The following is a 15,075-nucleotide window of genomic DNA, read 5'->3' as shown; positions in this document are numbered from 1 at the left end:
TCACCCCAGTAACGGGGGAATAGTGTTACGGCGGCCATAGCGTGGGGGAAACGCCCGGACCCATCCCGAACCCGGAAGCTAAGACCCACAGCGCCGATGGTACTGCACTCGTGAGGGTGTGGGAGAGTAGGACACCGCCGGACAACCATTAAGAAGCGAGAAGCCTCGGACCACCCCACCACGTGGGGGAAACGGTCCGAGGCTTCCCGCATTTAACACTCGTTCCCCATTCAACACCCCTCCCGCATGCAACAGGCAGGATCCGAGTGCTCGACCACCGTCCATGACGTTGCCGGACCGTGACCCTCCGTCGTTCTGTGACGCGCGGGAAGGATGGGCAGCATACTGCTGGATGACTTCTGTCAGCGGTGTTCCCTACACTCCTGATCACAGGGCGGACGTGGGCGTCCGTCACGAGACAGGCTGGCTGAGGAGGACGACCATGGCAGGAACCATCACGCTGACCGCGCAGACCGCACCGCTGGAACGTGAGCCCGCAGTGTCCACCCGGGCGGCCTCCGACGGCGACATCCCCGTGCTGGGGGAGCTGTACTACTCCTCCTACGCGGACAGCCGGCCGTGGACGCAGGAGGAGGCGACCGCCGACGTCCGCAAGGTGTACGCGGACGAGTTCGGGCGCTTCCTGCCCGACGCCTCCCTGGTGGTCCCGGACGGGGAGGGCAACCCGCTGGCCGCCCTGCTCGTCGTCGACGGATTCCCCGACGCCGCGCTGCCGGATGCGCCGTTCGTCCTCGAGCTCTTCACCCACCCCGACCACCGGCGCAAGGGCTACGCCGAGGAACTGGTGCGCCAGGCGCTGGCGAAGCTGAGCGAGGCGGGGTACGAGCAGGTGGCCCTGCGGATCAGCGAGAACAACGCGGCAGCGCTGGCCCTGTACCTGACCCTCGACTTCCAGCGGTGGGATCCGCCGACCGACGAGGACATGGACTACTGATCCCTGCGGTCCACGGGCGAGCTCACCGGCAGCCTCGCCCGTGGACGGACGTCAGCGGAAGTCCCGGGACGAGAGGCGCAGGGACAGCGGCAGCTCCTCGAGCCGGTCGGCCACCAGGTTGGTGACGCCCTCCGCGGAGCGCTCCAGCACGCCGCGCACGATCATCGCCTTCGCATCGCGCGCGGTCCGCCGGTAGCGCGCCCACACCCCGACGCTGCAGATGACGTTGAGGATGCCCGTCTCGTCCTCCAGGTTCAGGAACGTGATCCCCTGGGCGGTCTGGGGCCGCTGCCGGTGGGTGACGACTCCGCACACCTCGACCCGTCGGCCCGGCTCCGTCCGCAGCAACCGGCCCACGCGGAGCACCCTCCGCTGGTCCAGGCGAGCCCGCAGGTGGGCGATCGGATGGTCGTCGGGGCTGAAACCCGTCGCCCACAGATCGTCCGCCACCGTCTCGACCGCCGACGGTGCGTCGAACAGGGGCAGCTGCAGCGGGACCGCCGTGCCCGGAAGCTGGCCCTCCCGTTCGCCGGCGGCGTGCCCGGCCTGCCAGAGTGCCTCCCGCCGGTTCAGACCCCAGACGGCGAACGCCCCCGCGGTGGCCAGCGCCTCCAGCTGCTCGGTGGTCATCGTCACCCGCCGGGCGAGGTCCGTCATGTCCCGGTAGGGGCCCGCGCCGTCGCGCTCGGTGACGATCCGTGCGGCCAGATCCCGGCCGATGCCGCTGACCTCCGCGAGGCCGAGCCGGACCGCGAGCGTCCCGTCGCGCCGGTGATCGGCCGAGACGTCGGGAGCGTGCGGGTCGAACGGGCCCACCGGCGGCTGGGTGAACGCCAGACACGCGTCCCGGCCCCCGGTACTGGAAACCCCGGCTCTCGCGCTGCCCGCTCTCCGCCCGGTGCCGGGGGAGGCAGCGTCGTCGATCGGCTCCATCCCCGCCTCGACCCCCGAACGGGCGATGTCCGGGCGGAGGAACGTCACCCCGTGCCGGCGGGCGTCGGCCACCAGGGTGTGGGGGGAGTAGAAGCCCATCGGCTGCGCCCGCAGCAGTGACGCGGCGAACACGCCGGGATAGTGCAGCTTGATCCAGGAGCTGGCGTAGACCAGGACGCCGAAGGAGAGGCTGTGGCTCTCGGCGAACCCGAAGTTGGCGAACGCCTGGATCTTGTCGTAGAGGATGTCGGCCTGCTCGCCGGTGATCCCGTTGCGGTCCATGCCCGCGTAGAGCTTCTCCCGCAGCGTCTCGATCTTCTCCCGGCCGCGCTTGGAGCCCATCGCCCGGCGCAGCAGGTCCGCGTCCTCGGCCGTGCAGTCGCCGATCGCCATCGCCATCTGCATCACCTGTTCCTGGAACAGGGGCACGCCCAGGGTGCGTTCCAGCACCGGGATCGTCCGCTCGTGGGGATAGGTGACCGGCTCGTCGCCGGATCGCCGGCGGATGTAGGGGTGCACCGCCCCGCCCTGGATGGGCCCGGGCCGGATCAGGGCGATCTCGATCACCAGGTCGTAGAACCGGCGCGGGCGCAGCCGCGGCAGCGTCCCCATCTGGGCGCGGCTCTCCACCTGGAACACCCCGATGGAGTCGGCGCGGCACAGCATGTCGTAGACGGCGGCCTCCTCGCGGGGGATCGTCTCGATGGTCCATGGCTCACCCAGGTGCTCGCCGATCAGGTCGAACGCATACTGCAGGGCGGCGAGCATGCCCAGGCCGAGCAGGTCGAACTTGACCAGTCCCATCCACTCGCAGTCGTCCTTGTCCCACTGCAGGACGGTCCGGTCCGCCATCCGGGCGTGCTCGATCGGCACCACCTCGCCGACGGGCCGGTCGGTCAGCACCATGCCGCCGGAGTGGATGCCCAGGTGCCGGGGGAAGCTCAGTACCGACTCGGCCAGGTCGAGGACCTGCTCGGGGATCTCGACGTCGGCGGCCTCCCGCAGGGACCCCCACCGTTCCACCTGCTTCGACCAGGCGTCCTGCTGGCCGGTGCTGTAACCGAGTGCCTTCGCCATGTCGCGGACGGCGTTCTTGGGCCGGTAGGTGATGACGTTGGCCACCTGCGCGGCGTTGCGCCGGCCGTACTTGCCGTAGACGTACTGGATCACCTCCTCCCGCCGGTCCGAGTCGAAGTCGACGTCGATGTCCGGCTCCTCCTCGCGCAGGCTGGAGAGGAACCGCTGGAAGGGCAGGTCGTAGAAGATCGAGTCGACGGCGGTGATGCCCAGGACGTAGCAGACCGCCGAGTTCGCCGCGCTGCCCCGGCCCTGGCAGAGGATGCCGCGGGACCGGGCGAACCGGACGATGTCGTGGACGATGAGGAAGTATCCCGGGAAGTCCTTGGCCTCGATCACCGCCAGTTCGGCCTCCAGCCGTTCGGTGACGGCGGCGTCGGCGTCCGGGTAGACCCTCTGGGCCCCCGTGTGGACCAGGTCGCGCAGCCACGACATGGGGGTGTGCCCGTCCGGGACGTCCTGGTGCGGCAGTCGTGGCCGGGCGGCGCGCAGCTCGAACGCCAGGTCCTCGGCCAGCTCGACGGTCGCGGCGACGGCGCCGGGGTAACGGGCGAACCGTCGCGCCATCTCCGCGCCGCTGCGCAGGTGCGCCCCGTCGGAACCGGGCAGCCAGCCGTCCAGCTCGTCCAGGCTGCGGCGGGCCCGCACCGCGGCCACCGCGGTGGCGAGCGGGAACTGTTCCTCGGTCGCGTAGTGCACCCCGTTGGTGGCCACGCAGCGCAGGCCGAGCCGGGCAGCCAGCTCCGCGAGCACGTCGTTGTGGGTGCTGTCGGCGGGACCGCCGTGGTCGAGGAGTTCGACGACGACGTTGCCCTCGCCGAACAGGCCCGTCAACCGGCGCAGCGCCGTCTCGGCCGCGTCCGCTCCACCCTCGGCCAGCGCGCGCCGGACCGCACCCTTGCGGCAGCCGGTCAGGATCACCCAGTGCCCGTCGGCCGCCTCGGCCAGGGAGGCCAGGTCGTAGACCGGCCGGCCCTTCTGCGCGTCCGCGGCCAGATGGGCCGACGTCAGGGCCCCTGCCAGTCGGTGATAGCCCTCCTCCCCGCGGGCCAGGACCAGCAGGTGCTCCCCGTGGGGGTCGGGCTCCCCGTTCTGCGGGCCGGGCAGCCCGAGGGAGAGTTCGGCACCGAAGACGGTGCGCAGCCCGTGCGCCTCGGCGGCCTCGGCCATCCGCACGATCCCGTACAGCCCGTCGTGGTCCGTCAGCGCCAGGGCGTTCAGCCCGAGCCGCACGGCCTCCTCGACCAGCTGCTCGGGGGAGGACGCCCCGTCGAGGAAGCTGTAGCTCGAGTGGGCGTGCAGCTCCGCGTACCCGACGGCGGGCGCCTCGGCCGGAGCCCGGTCCTGGCCGTGACCGTCCGGTGGGGCCGGCGGTGTGTAGGGGCCGCGCTTGCGGGAGAAGGCCGGCCCGTCCCCGCCATCGGGGCGTTGCGTGGAGCCGGGTCGTGGGGTGGTCCCGGGCCGGTCGGAGAGCGCGCGCTCGAGATCCCGCCACGGGATCGGGGGATTGCGCCACCCCATGGAGTCCTTCTTCCTCATCGTGCGTGGGCCGCGCCGTTCAGGCTCGGCCGGGGTCAGTCGTAGCGGGCCTCGGCCCACCACAGGGAGCCGGTGGTGACCAGCAGCCAGGCCGCCGACGTCTCGTCGATCACCTGCACCCGGTCGATCCGCCGGTTCCGTTCGGCGTCCCACCAGCGTTGGCGGACCGGCCACGGGCCGGCCCAGCTCAGCACCGCCCGCGTCGACCCGCTGCCGTCGGGGTCCAGCCGGTCCGGGGGAGCGGAGAGCTCACCGCGCCCCGCCAGGACCACCGGTGCGCCGCCGCCGTCGAGCAGCAGCACCGGGTGCAGCCGGTCGAACACCGTCGCCGGCGGAGGGCCGGGCAGCGCGCCCGGCCAGGGCCGCGCCGCCTCGGCCCGCACCGGGGCGGGAACCGCGTCCCCCCACGGCACCAGGACCCGGCGCTCGCCCAGCAGACGGCCGCCACCGGTGACCGCGGTGAGCACGCCCCGGTGCCCGAGCATCGACTGGATCCGGGTCAGCCCGTGGTCCACGTGCTCGTCCACCCCGGCGCCCCACAGCCCGTCGCCGCCCTGACCGATCGGCTCGGTGCGCTCCGGGGTCAGCCGCACCCGGGCGACGGGCTGCTCGAGCCGGCCGGCCCCCGGAGCCGATCCCGAGGTGACCTCCCCCTCGAGCTGCCAGCGGATCCGGTCCGTGATCTCGGCGGCGGTGAAGTGCCGGGGGTGCGTCCAGGACCGCTCCGAGGCGATCCCGTCCTCCCCGGTCAGCGTCAGATGGATCCGGGTGCACGCCAGCCCCGCGTCCGCCAGGGTGGTGACGACGTCCTCGGCCGCCACCCGGAACGCGAAGGCCACCTGGTCCGCGCGCACCAGCGGCGGTTCGAACTCGGCGACGCGGTCGAAGTCCTGGGGCGGGGTGCGGGCGACGACGGTCCGGGGGTCCGTCCCGGCGGCCCACCGGTGCAGGTCCACCCCGGCCGCTCCGAACCGGGCCCGGACGGCACCGGCGTCCATGGCGGCGAAGTCGCCGAGGGTGTGCCGGCCCAGCCGGTGCAGCAGGGACACCAGGACGGGGTCCGGCAGCACCGCCATGGGCAGGGGAGCCAGGAATGCGGCGGATCCCCCGGGCGGGACGGCGACCAGGGGCGCCTCGTCCGTGGCCCGGTCGGCCGCCTGCTGGGCCGCGAACAGGGTGTCCGCGACGCCGATCCGTCCCGGCACGTGCTGCTCGGCCAGCACCTGCAGCAGGGATCGGGCCGCCTCCTCCTCGGTGCCGTGGTAGCGGCGCACGCCGCGAGCCCGCAGCGCACAGCGCCCGGGTTCGAGGATCTGCACCGCCGGGCTGACCTCCTCGAGCGCCTTGACCACCGGTTCGAACGTCTGCGCGTCGGCACCGGGGTCCCAGCCGGTCACCGCCAGCTCGGGGCAGCGGGACTGGGCGTCCCGCACCCGCTGCCCGGGCTGCACCCCTTCCTGCTCGGCCTCCGCGGAGGCCTCGGCCACCCGGCCGCGGTCGACGACGGCGGCCGGCCCGGCGGCGGGCAGCCGTCCGGTGGCGCGGGCGGAGGTGACCGGCCATCGCGGGCTGAGCACCACGACCACGCGCTCGGTACCCGTGCCACCCGTGCCCGTGCCACCCGTGCCCGTGCCGGTCCTGCTCGTCGTGGTCCGGTTCGTGGTGGTCCTGCCCCGTGGGGGCCCTGACGACGAACCCATGTCATCCCGCCCGGCTGGCGCGGCGCTCCCACGAGGCCCGGCTCGTCGATGCGGGGGACCCGGCCGCCACGGCGCCCGCGGTCGGGATCGCCGGTTCCCCGATACCGGTGCCCGGGACCAGGGCGAGCCCCGGCCGGGCCGGTCCCCCCAGATCCACCTCGCCCGTGCGCCGGCGTCCTCCGGCGCGCCGGTCGAGCACCTCCACGAGCAGGTTCCGGCCGGTCAGGTATCCGTGGCCCGCGCCCAGTCCGGACCACCGGCTGCCGGTGACCCGCAGCGTCGTCTCGGTCTGCGGCCAGGGGCCGAGCGTGATCATGCTGGCGCGGCGCTGACGGAGGCGGGCGTTAAGCCGGGCGACGTCGCCCCCGGCGATGGAGGCGGGCGGGACGACGACCACCACGGAGAGCACGTCGATCATGGCGGCCGCGACGGCGGCCCACTGCTGGCCGGCCGAGGGCACCAGGATGAGCCGCTGCAGGTCGATCCCCAGCCCGGCGGCGGACTCCGTCCCGAGGTCCGGCATCCCCAGCACCCCGCACCAGGCTCCGTCCCCGGAGGCCCGTGCGATCATGCTCAGCGCCAGGGTGGTGGACCCGATGACGGCGTAGCTCGACCCGGCGAGCAGGCCCTGCGGCAACAGGGACGTCAGCGCCTCGGAGACCGGGAACCGCTGCGCGGCCAGATGGGCGGCCTCGAGCTGGCGGATCCTCGACCTCAGTGACGCCGTGATCGCCGAGGTGGCCGCGGGGGACCGCGACGTCTCCGGCTCTCCGGCCCCGGAGACGCCCACACCGGAGACGCCCACACCGGGCACGCCCACACCGGGCACGCCCACGCCGGACGGCCCGCCCGGAGCCGTTCCCGGGGCGTCCTCCGCTTCCGGCTCCGCCAGGGCGAAGAGCGCATCGCCCATCGCGGGCGAAGGAGCGGGAAGAGACATGACCCCATGTTCGAACACATGTTCGAATGTGTCAATCGAGCCGGACGGGGGGCTCCGGCCGGCCCCGGCGACCGACGAAGGCGCTGGTGGGACGGCTGTGGACGCGCGTCGGAACGGGCTCGGGGATGTGCCTATACTCGACGGATCGACCGGTCGATCACGGCAGGTCGGGTCGAGGAAGGCGTCTCATGTCCACCATCCCCGAAGAACTCAGCTACACCGAGGAGCACGAGTGGATCTCCGCGGTGGACGAGCAGACCGTGGTGCGCATCGGCGTCACCGATTTCGCCCAGCAGGAACTCGGTGACGTGGTCTTCGTGCAGCTGCCCGAGGTGGGCACCGCCATCAGCCAGGGCGAGGCCGTGGGGGAGATCGAGTCGACGAAGAGCGTCAGCGAGGTGTTCGCCCCGCTGGACGGGGAGATCGTGGCCCGCAACGAGGCGCTCGAGGACGATCCGGCGCTCGTGAACTCGGATCCGTACGGCGAGGGGTGGCTCTTCGATCTGCGGTTGGACGACCCGCAGGCCGTTGACCAGCTGCTCGATGCGACGGGCTACCAACAACAGGTAGGCTGAGAACACCGCGGAGGGACGACGCGCCGGCAGCCGGTGCGTGCCTCGGCGTTGCGGTCGCCGCAGGGGAGCGGGCGGCCCGATCGACCAGACGGATGACCACGGGGACACCCCGGAGGGATGGGAAACGCAGCATCGTGAACACATCACGGGAGTCGTCGTTGGACACGACGTCGATCAACGTCGCTCCGATCACCGGAGCGCACCATGTGGTACCCCGGGTCAGCCCCGAGGAGCAGACCTCCATCGACGCGCTGCCGGTGGGCTCCGCGCTGCTCATCGCACACCAGGGCCCCAATGCGGGTGCCCGGTTCCTGCTGGACCAGCCGGTCACCACGGCCGGGAGGCACCCCAACGCCGACATCTTCCTCGATGACGTGACCGTCTCGCGGCGTCACGTCGAGTTCCGGCGCACGGACGAGGGCTTCGACCTCGTCGACAGCCGTAGCCTGAACGGTACCTACGTCAACGGCGACCGGGTCGACCAGGTGACCCTGACGTCGGGTGACGAGGTGCGGATCGGCAAGTTCCGGCTCACCTTCTACCCGTCGCGGGCCGCTGCGGCCGCGGGTGTCCGCGGGGCCGGTTCCGGCCCCTCCGCCGTCGAACCGGGCCAGGGCGGGTCCTGAGGGTGCCCGGTTCCGACCCGGGGTCGCGGCGCGCACCGGTCTCCGCGGCGACGGGGACGTCCGGGCGCGTCTTCACCATCGGCGAGGTGCTGTCCCGGTTGCGTCACGACTTCGACTCGGTGACCGCCTCCAAGGTCCGCTTCCTCGAGGAGAAGGGCCTGATCACCCCGCAGCGGACCCCCGCCGGGTACCGCAAGTACACGCACGCGGACATCGAGCGGCTGCGGTTCATCCTCGCCCTGCAGCGGGACCGCTACCTGCCGCTGAAGGTGATCAAGGAGTACTGCGAGGCCATCGACCGGGGGGAGCGGCCGGAGAACCTGCCCGCCGGGGCGGTCAGCCCCCGGATGGTCTCTCCGCAGCTGGCCGAGGACCTGTCGGCCCGCAGCCGCCGGCTCTCGGCCCTCGAACTGCGCCGGCAGGCGCAGGCGCCGAGCGAACTGCTGCAGAAGCTGGTCAGCTTCGGGTTGATCAGCCCCGTGGACGGCTACTACAACGAGCACGACCTCGCCGCGGTGCGGTCCTGCGTCCAGCTGCAGGCCCACGGCATCGAGCCGCGTCACCTGCGGGCGTTCCGCGTCGCCGCGGACCGGGAACTCAGCCTCGTCGAACAGGCCATCTCCCCGCTGGCCTCCCGTCGGGACACCGCCTCGCGGGCCCGGGCGGCCGAGGCGGCCCGGGAACTGAGCGAGGCGTGCCTGACGCTGCACCGCGCCCTGGTCGACGGGCGCATCGACCGACTGGACGAGTGAGTCGATGACGGGGCGGGCCGCGCGATGATCGCCATGGAGGTCCTGGGGGTCCGGATCGAGCTGCCGGCCAACCAGCCGCTGGTGCTCCTGAAGGAGAGCCACGGGGAGCGGCACCTGCCGATCTGGATCGGCGCCCCCGAGGCCAGCGCCATCGCGCTCGCCCAGCAGGGCATCGTCCCGCCGCGGCCCATGACGCACGACCTGATGGTCTCGGTGATCGGTCAGCTCGGCGCCGAACTGACCCAGGTGCACATCATCGCCGTGCGCGACGCCGTGTTCTACGCGCAGCTGGTCTTCGGCAGCGGCGTGACCGTCTCGTCCCGCGCCTCCGACGCCATCGCCCTGGCGATCCGGGTGGACTGCCCCATCCTGTGCACCCCCGAGGTGCTCGACGACGCCGGGGTGCAGATCACCGAGGCCGGCGAGGTCACCGAGGACGACGACGAGGCCGGCGGTGCCCGTCCGTCCGACGAGAACGCCGAGAGCGAGCTGCGCCGGTTCCGCCAGTTCCTCGACGACGTCGAGCCCGAGGACTTCGAGAACTGACAGCAGGCTGTCCGTCGCCCTCGATCGGAGGGGCGACACGACGCACCGGACGGGCCGGGGTCTTTGACCCGCCGCACCCGTGCCTCTAACGTCATTCCTAGACAGCTCCTTCGGGTCCCGTCCAGCTTCCCCTGACGCGGTTCCCGGCAGCATCGGGTCCACCACCATCTCGTGGTCACCCCTGATGTGCCGAGGACCCCGCTGGTAGACTTGGCCGGTTCCCGCTTCCCCCCAGTGGAGCTACCGATCAAGGAGGTCCACGTGAGTCCGAAAGGTGAAACCGGCGAACTCCGCCGCGCCGCTGCTCACGATGCGCAACCCGAAGGTGCTCAGGGGTTGTTGTTCACGGAGGACCTGCCCGTGCTGGACGAGGACGCCGGCTACCGCGGCCCGACCGCCTGCAAGGCTGCCGGCATCACGTATCGCCAGCTGGACTACTGGGCCCGCACCGGCCTCGTCGAACCGGCCGTCCGCTCCGCGTCGGGCTCCGGCTCGCAGCGCCTCTACAGTTTCCGCGACATCCTCGTCTTGAAGGTCGTCAAGCGCCTGCTCGACACCGGGGTCTCGCTGCAGCAGATCCGTACCGCCGTCGAGCACCTGCGCCTGCGCGGCGTGGAGGACCTCGCCCAGATCACGCTGATGAGTGACGGGGCGAGCGTCTACGAGTGCACGTCGGCCGACGAGGTCATCGACCTGGTCCAGGGCGGTCAGGGCGTGTTCGGCATCGCCGTCGGCCGGGTGTGGCGCGAGGTCGAGGGCAGCCTGGCCGAGCTCCCGTCCGAGCACGCGGACCAGCAGGACTTCCCCGACGACGAACTCAGCCGGCGTCGCGCCACCCGCCGCATCTCCTGATTCCGCGCCCGGGGTTTCCGCCCGGGCATCTTCTCTCCACCGTCACGGCCGGTCCCCGAAGGACCGGCCGTTCTCGTGTCCGGGACGGGCAGGAGCGGGTGGTGTCCCCGGCCTCAGGCGGAGGGCTGCAGGGCGTGCTCGGGCTCGTCCTCGACCAGGTGGCCGAGACCGGCCAGCACCGCGTCGAAGTCGCGCGCCGCGTGGGCCGCGTCCGCACCCGGCCAGTGGTGCACCGCGTGAGCGGCACCCTGGACCTGCTGCAGCACGGGCCGGTCGATGAGCGCGGGGCGCAGCAGCAGCGAGGCGAACATCCGCTCCATCTCCCGCAGCCGGAACGCCTGCTCGGGGACGTCCTGCCGGACGCGGTTGGCGACGACGCCGGCGGTGCGCAGCCCCGGGGCGTACTCGCGCCGGAACAGGTCCATCGCCCGCAGGGTCCGCTCGGTTCCGGCCACGGAGAACAGGGCCGGTTCGGCGACCAGGAGCACGCCGGAGCTGGCGGTCCAGGCGATCCGGGTGAGCCCGTTCAGGGACGGCGGGCAGTCGATCAGGGCGATGTCGTAGGCCGCCGCGGTCTCCTCGTCGCGCGTGAGCAGGCGGTGCAGCCGGTTCAGATCACGACGGCCGAGGTCGGGCCGGTCGAAGATGCCGCTGTACGCGGAACCGGGCACGACGTCGAGCCGGCCGGTGGTGCCGGGCACCCGGTTGCGTTCCTCGCGGCTCCACGCACTGGCGGCGACCGCATCCGCGAGCCGGTACCGGCGGGCGTTGCGCAGCAGGTGGCCGGCGTCGATGCCCCGGCCGCGGCGCACGGCCAGCGCCGTCGTCGCGTCCGCGTGCGGGTCCAGGTCCACCACCAGCACCCGCAGTCCGGCGTGCAGTGCCGCGGAGGCCAGGCCGAGGGTGACGGTCGTCTTCCCCACGCCGCCCTTGAGACTGGTGATGCTGACGACGTGCACGACGAACTCCGCTTCCTCTTCTTGCCGGCGGCGCGCAGGCGGTGCGCACCGCGTCTCATCATAGGGGAGGACGGCCCCCGCGAATCGGTGTGACGAGGCGCACGCCCGGCGCCCGCCCCCGGCGGCTAAGGTATGAACACACCTGACCCCGGGCGCGCAATGACGCGCGCGACGACGCAGAGGAGTACACCCTCATGTTCTCGAAGATCCTGGTGGCCAACCGCGGGGAGATCGCCATCCGCGCGTTCCGCGCCGGTTATGAGTCGGGCGCCAAGACCGTCGCCGTCTTCCCCTACGAGGACCGCAACTCGATCCACCGGCAGAAGGCGGACGAGGCCTATCTCATCGGTGAGGAGGGGCACCCGGTCCGGGCGTACCTGGACGTGGCCGAGATCATCCGGGTGGCCCGTGAGGCCGGCGCGGACGCCATCTATCCCGGTTACGGCTTCCTCTCCGAGAACCCGGACCTGGCCCGGGCCGCCGCCGACGCGGGCATCACCTTCGTTGGCCCGCCCGCCGAGGTGCTCGAGCTGGCCGGCAACAAGGTCGCCGCCCTGAAGGCGGCCAAGGCGGCGGGCATCCCGACCCTGGCCTCGAGCGAGCCGAGCGCCGACCCCGACGAGCTGATCGCCGCCGCCGACGAGATCGGCTTCCCGATCTTCGTCAAGGCCGTCGCCGGTGGCGGTGGGCGCGGCATGCGCCGGGTCGACACCCGGGACGCCCTGCCCGAGTCGCTGAACGCGGCCATGCGGGAGGCGGACAGCGCCTTCGGCGACCCGACCGTCTTCCTGGAGCAGGCGGTGCTGCGGCCCCGCCACATCGAGGTGCAGATCCTCGCGGACAGCCACGGCAACGTCATGCACCTGTTCGAGCGGGACTGCTCGCTGCAGCGGCGCCACCAGAAGGTCATCGAGATCGCCCCGGCACCCAACCTGGACGAGAACATCCGGCAGGCCCTCTACCGGGACGCCGTCGCCTTCGCCAAGGCTTTGAACTACCAGAACGCGGGCACCGTCGAGTTCCTCGTCGACACCGTCGGGGAGCGCGCCGGGCAGCACGTGTTCATCGAGATGAACCCGCGCATCCAGGTCGAGCACACGGTGACCGAGGAGATCACCGACGTGGACCTGGTCCAGTCGCAGCTGCGCATCGCGGCAGGCGAGTCCCTCGAGGACCTCGGCCTGAGCCAGGACACCGTGCGGATCAACGGGGCCGCCCTGCAGAGCCGCATCACCACCGAGGACCCGGCCAACGGCTTCCGGCCCGACGTCGGGCGGATCACCGGGTACCGGTCCGCCGGCGGCGCCGGCGTCCGGCTCGACGGCGGCACCATCTACTCCGGCGCCGAGATCAGCCCGCACTTCGACTCGATGCTGGTCAAGCTGACCTGCCGCGGCCGTACCTACCCGATCGCGATCGCCCGGGCCCGCCGCGCGCTCGCCGAGTTCCGGATCCGCGGCGTCTCCACCAACATCCCCTTCCTGCAGGCGGTGCTCGACGACCCCGAGTTCGTCGCCGGCAACGTCGCGACGTCGTTCATCGACGAGCGACCCGAGCTGCTGCAGGCCCGTGGCTCCGCCGACCGTGGCACCCGCCTGCTGACGTGGCTGGCGGACGTGACGGTGAACAAGCCCAACGGCGAGAACCCCGTGCACGCCGATCCGGCGCTCAAGCTGCCGGTGGGCCCGCCCGACGGCGCGCTGACCACCACCACCCTGCCGGCCGTCCCGACGTCGGGCTCCCGGCAGCGCCTGGCGGAGCTCGGCCCGGAGGGCTTCGCCGCGGACCTGCGCGCTCAGCGCGCCGTCGCCGTCACGGACACGACGTTCCGCGACGCCCACCAGTCGCTGCTGGCCACCCGCGTGCGCACCCGGGACCTGGTGGCGGCCGCCCCGGCCGTCTCCGTGCTCACCCCCACCCTGCTCTCGATCGAGGCGTGGGGCGGGGCGACCTACGACGTCGCGCTCCGCTTCCTCGGGGAGGACCCGTGGGAGCGGCTCGCGAAGCTGCGGCAGGCGATCCCGAACATCTGTCTGCAGATGCTGCTGCGCGGCCGCAACACCGTCGGGTACACGCCGTACCCCACCGAGGTGACCGACGCGTTCGTCGCCGAGGCCGCCGCGACCGGGATCGACATCTTCCGGATCTTCGACGCGCTCAACGACGTCAGCCAGATGGAGCCGGCGATCGCCGCGGTCCGCAAGACCGGCACCGCGGTCGCCGAGGTCGCCCTGTGCTACACGGCGGACCTGCTCGACCCGAACGAGACGCTGTACACGCTGGACTACTACCTGGACCTGGCGCAGCGGATCGTCGACGCCGGTGCCCACATCCTCGCCATCAAGGACATGGCCGGCCTGCTCCGGCCGGCCGCCGCCGCGAAGCTGGTCACCGCCCTGCGGGAGCGGTTCGACCTGCCGGTGCACCTGCACACGCACGACACCGCCGGCGGGCAGCTGGCCACCCTGATGGCCGCGGTCGACGCGGGTGTCGACGCCGTCGACGTCGCCGCCGCCTCGATGGCCGGGACCACCAGCCAGGTGTCCGCGTCCGCCCTCGTCGCCGCGCTCGCGCACACCGAGCGGGACACCGGGCTGAACCTGGAGAACGTCAGCGCGCTGGAACCCTACTGGGAGGCCGTGCGCCGCGTGTACGCGCCGTTCGAGTCCGGCCTGCCGGGGCCCACCGGCCGCGTCTACCGGCACGAGATCCCCGGCGGCCAGCTCTCCAACCTCCGCCAGCAGGCCATCGCGCTGGGCCTGGGCGAGAAGTTCGAGGCCATCGAGGACATGTACACGGAGGCCAACCGGATCCTCGGCCGCCTGGTCAAGGTCACGCCGTCCTCCAAGGTGGTCGGCGATCTCGCCCTGCAGCTCGTGGGCCAGGGCGTGGATCCCAAGGAGTTCGAGGCGGACCCGCAGAAGTTCGACATCCCGGACTCGGTCATCCAGTTCCTCTCCGGCGAACTCGGCGACCCGCCGGGCGGCTGGCCCGAGCCCTTCCGTACCAAGGCGCTGCAGGGGCGGACCGTCAAGACCCGGACCGAGGACATCAGCGACGAGGACCGCGCCGCACTGGACGGTGACTCGGCGTCCCGCCGGCACACCCTGAACCGGCTGCTGTTCCCCGGCCCCACCGAGGAGTTCGGGCGAACCCGCGAGCTCTACGGCGACGTCTCGGTGCTGGACACCCAGGACTACCTGTACGGCCTGCGCAGCGGCACCGAGCACGTCATCCCGCTCGAGCGCGGCGTGCGACTGATCGCCACGCTCGACGCCGTCGGTGAGCCCGACGAGCGGGGCATGCGGACCGTCATGTGCACGCTCAACGGTCAGGGCCGCCCGGTGACGGTGCGCGACCGGACCGTCGAGTCGGACGTCAAGGAGGCGGAGAAGGCGGACCAGTCCAACCCGGGTCACGTCGCCGCGCCGTTCGCCGGCGCGGTCACCGTCACCGTCAACGAGGGCGACACCGTCGCCCCCGGCGGCACGGTCGCCACCATCGAGGCGATGAAGATGGAGGCCGCGATCACCAGCCCGGCTGGCGGGACCGTCTCCCGCGTCGCGCTGGCGGGCGTCGCCCAGGTCCAGGGCGGGGACCTGATCGTGGTGCTCGGATGAT

11 protein-coding genes and 1 rRNA gene are annotated in these 15,075 nt (G+C 72.4%); 8 read left to right on the top strand and 4 right to left on the bottom strand.

Annotated elements, in window-relative coordinates; genetic code table 11:
• Nucleotides 1-26 precede the first annotated feature (26 nt).
• Both rrf and BGP79_RS10800 read left to right on the top strand, forming a co-directional pair.
• Nucleotides 27-143: ribosomal RNA gene (gene rrf / locus BGP79_RS10805) — 5S ribosomal RNA — on the top strand.
• Between the two features lie 299 nt (nt 144-442).
• The gene (locus tag BGP79_RS10800; RefSeq protein WP_076695314.1) at nt 443-955 is read left to right on the top strand and encodes a GNAT family N-acetyltransferase; all 513 of its coding nucleotides are present in this window, start codon (nt 443-445) and stop codon (nt 953-955) included.
• Between the two features lie 51 nt (nt 956-1,006).
• Here the strand turns inward: BGP79_RS10800 and BGP79_RS10795 are convergent, their stop codons facing one another.
• The 3 genes from BGP79_RS10795 to BGP79_RS10785 all read right to left on the bottom strand — a co-directional run bounded on the left by BGP79_RS10795 (nt 1,007) and on the right by BGP79_RS10785 (nt 7,144).
• Complete coding sequence (locus tag BGP79_RS10795) at nt 1,007-4,486, bottom strand: error-prone DNA polymerase (protein ID WP_076695312.1); 3,480 nt, start codon at nt 4,484-4,486, stop codon at nt 1,007-1,009.
• A 53-nt stretch (nt 4,487-4,539) separates the two neighbouring features.
• Complete coding sequence (locus tag BGP79_RS10790; RefSeq protein ID WP_233121396.1) at nt 4,540-6,081, bottom strand: DNA polymerase Y family protein; 1,542 nt, start codon at nt 6,079-6,081, stop codon at nt 4,540-4,542.
• Between the two features lie 124 nt (nt 6,082-6,205).
• Entirely contained in the window at nt 6,206-7,144 is a 939-nt protein-coding gene (locus BGP79_RS10785) for a hypothetical protein (RefSeq protein ID WP_158067173.1), read from the bottom strand.
• Between the two features lie 188 nt (nt 7,145-7,332).
• Here BGP79_RS10785 and gcvH point away from each other — a divergent pair, with 188 nt between their 5' ends.
• From gcvH to BGP79_RS10760, 5 genes are all read left to right on the top strand, one after another.
• A complete protein-coding gene (gcvH, locus tag BGP79_RS10780; protein WP_076695306.1) occupies nt 7,333-7,719 on the top strand; it encodes a glycine cleavage system protein GcvH in 387 nt (128 codons plus the stop codon).
• Between the two features lie 134 nt (nt 7,720-7,853).
• Nucleotides 7,854-8,345 carry an FHA domain-containing protein gene (locus tag BGP79_RS10775; RefSeq protein WP_369800188.1) on the top strand — a complete coding sequence of 164 codons (492 nt, stop codon included), beginning with the start codon at nt 7,854-7,856 and terminating at the stop codon, nt 8,343-8,345.
• A 77-nt stretch (nt 8,346-8,422) separates the two neighbouring features.
• Entirely contained in the window at nt 8,423-9,097 is a 675-nt protein-coding gene (locus tag BGP79_RS10770; protein WP_076695410.1) for a MerR family transcriptional regulator, read from the top strand.
• A 24-nt stretch (nt 9,098-9,121) separates the two neighbouring features.
• Nucleotides 9,122-9,643 carry a bifunctional nuclease family protein gene (locus tag BGP79_RS10765; RefSeq protein WP_076695304.1) on the top strand — a complete coding sequence of 174 codons (522 nt, stop codon included), beginning with the start codon at nt 9,122-9,124 and terminating at the stop codon, nt 9,641-9,643.
• A 261-nt stretch (nt 9,644-9,904) separates the two neighbouring features.
• Nucleotides 9,905-10,495, top strand: coding sequence for a MerR family transcriptional regulator (locus BGP79_RS10760; RefSeq protein WP_076695302.1), 591 nt, complete (start codon nt 9,905-9,907; stop codon nt 10,493-10,495).
• A 113-nt stretch (nt 10,496-10,608) separates the two neighbouring features.
• Here the strand turns inward: BGP79_RS10760 and BGP79_RS10755 are convergent, their stop codons facing one another.
• The gene (locus BGP79_RS10755) at nt 10,609-11,454 is read right to left on the bottom strand and encodes a ParA family protein (protein WP_076695300.1); all 846 of its coding nucleotides are present in this window, start codon (nt 11,452-11,454) and stop codon (nt 10,609-10,611) included.
• 194 nt (nt 11,455-11,648) lie between these two features.
• Between BGP79_RS10755 and BGP79_RS10750 the strand changes: the two genes are divergently transcribed.
• Complete coding sequence (locus BGP79_RS10750) at nt 11,649-15,074, top strand: pyruvate carboxylase (protein ID WP_076695298.1); 3,426 nt, start codon at nt 11,649-11,651, stop codon at nt 15,072-15,074.
• Nucleotide 15,075: the final 1 nt, after the last annotated feature.

The sequence above is a fragment of the Tersicoccus sp. Bi-70 genome (assembly GCF_001968825.1).
Lineage (GTDB): Bacteria > Actinomycetota > Actinomycetes > Actinomycetales > Micrococcaceae > Tersicoccus.
Note: the sequence above shows the minus strand (reverse complement) of the source record. Positions and strands in the feature narration are given on the sequence as shown.

Excerpts from the sequence above, each read along its gene's own strand:
- BGP79_RS10785 (WP_158067173.1), bottom strand. The coding sequence starts at position 7,144 with ATGTCTCTTCCCGCTCCTTCGCCCGCGATGGGCGATGCGCTCTTCGCC.
- BGP79_RS10750 (WP_076695298.1), top strand. The coding sequence starts at position 11,649 with ATGTTCTCGAAGATCCTGGTGGCCAACCGCGGGGAGATCGCCATCCGC.
- gcvH (WP_076695306.1), top strand. The coding sequence starts at position 7,333 with ATGTCCACCATCCCCGAAGAACTCAGCTACACCGAGGAGCACGAGTGG.
- BGP79_RS10800 (WP_076695314.1), top strand. The coding sequence starts at position 443 with ATGGCAGGAACCATCACGCTGACCGCGCAGACCGCACCGCTGGAACGT.
- BGP79_RS10765 (WP_076695304.1), top strand. The coding sequence starts at position 9,122 with ATGATCGCCATGGAGGTCCTGGGGGTCCGGATCGAGCTGCCGGCCAAC.
- BGP79_RS10795 (WP_076695312.1), bottom strand. The coding sequence starts at position 4,486 with ATGGGGTGGCGCAATCCCCCGATCCCGTGGCGGGATCTCGAGCGCGCG.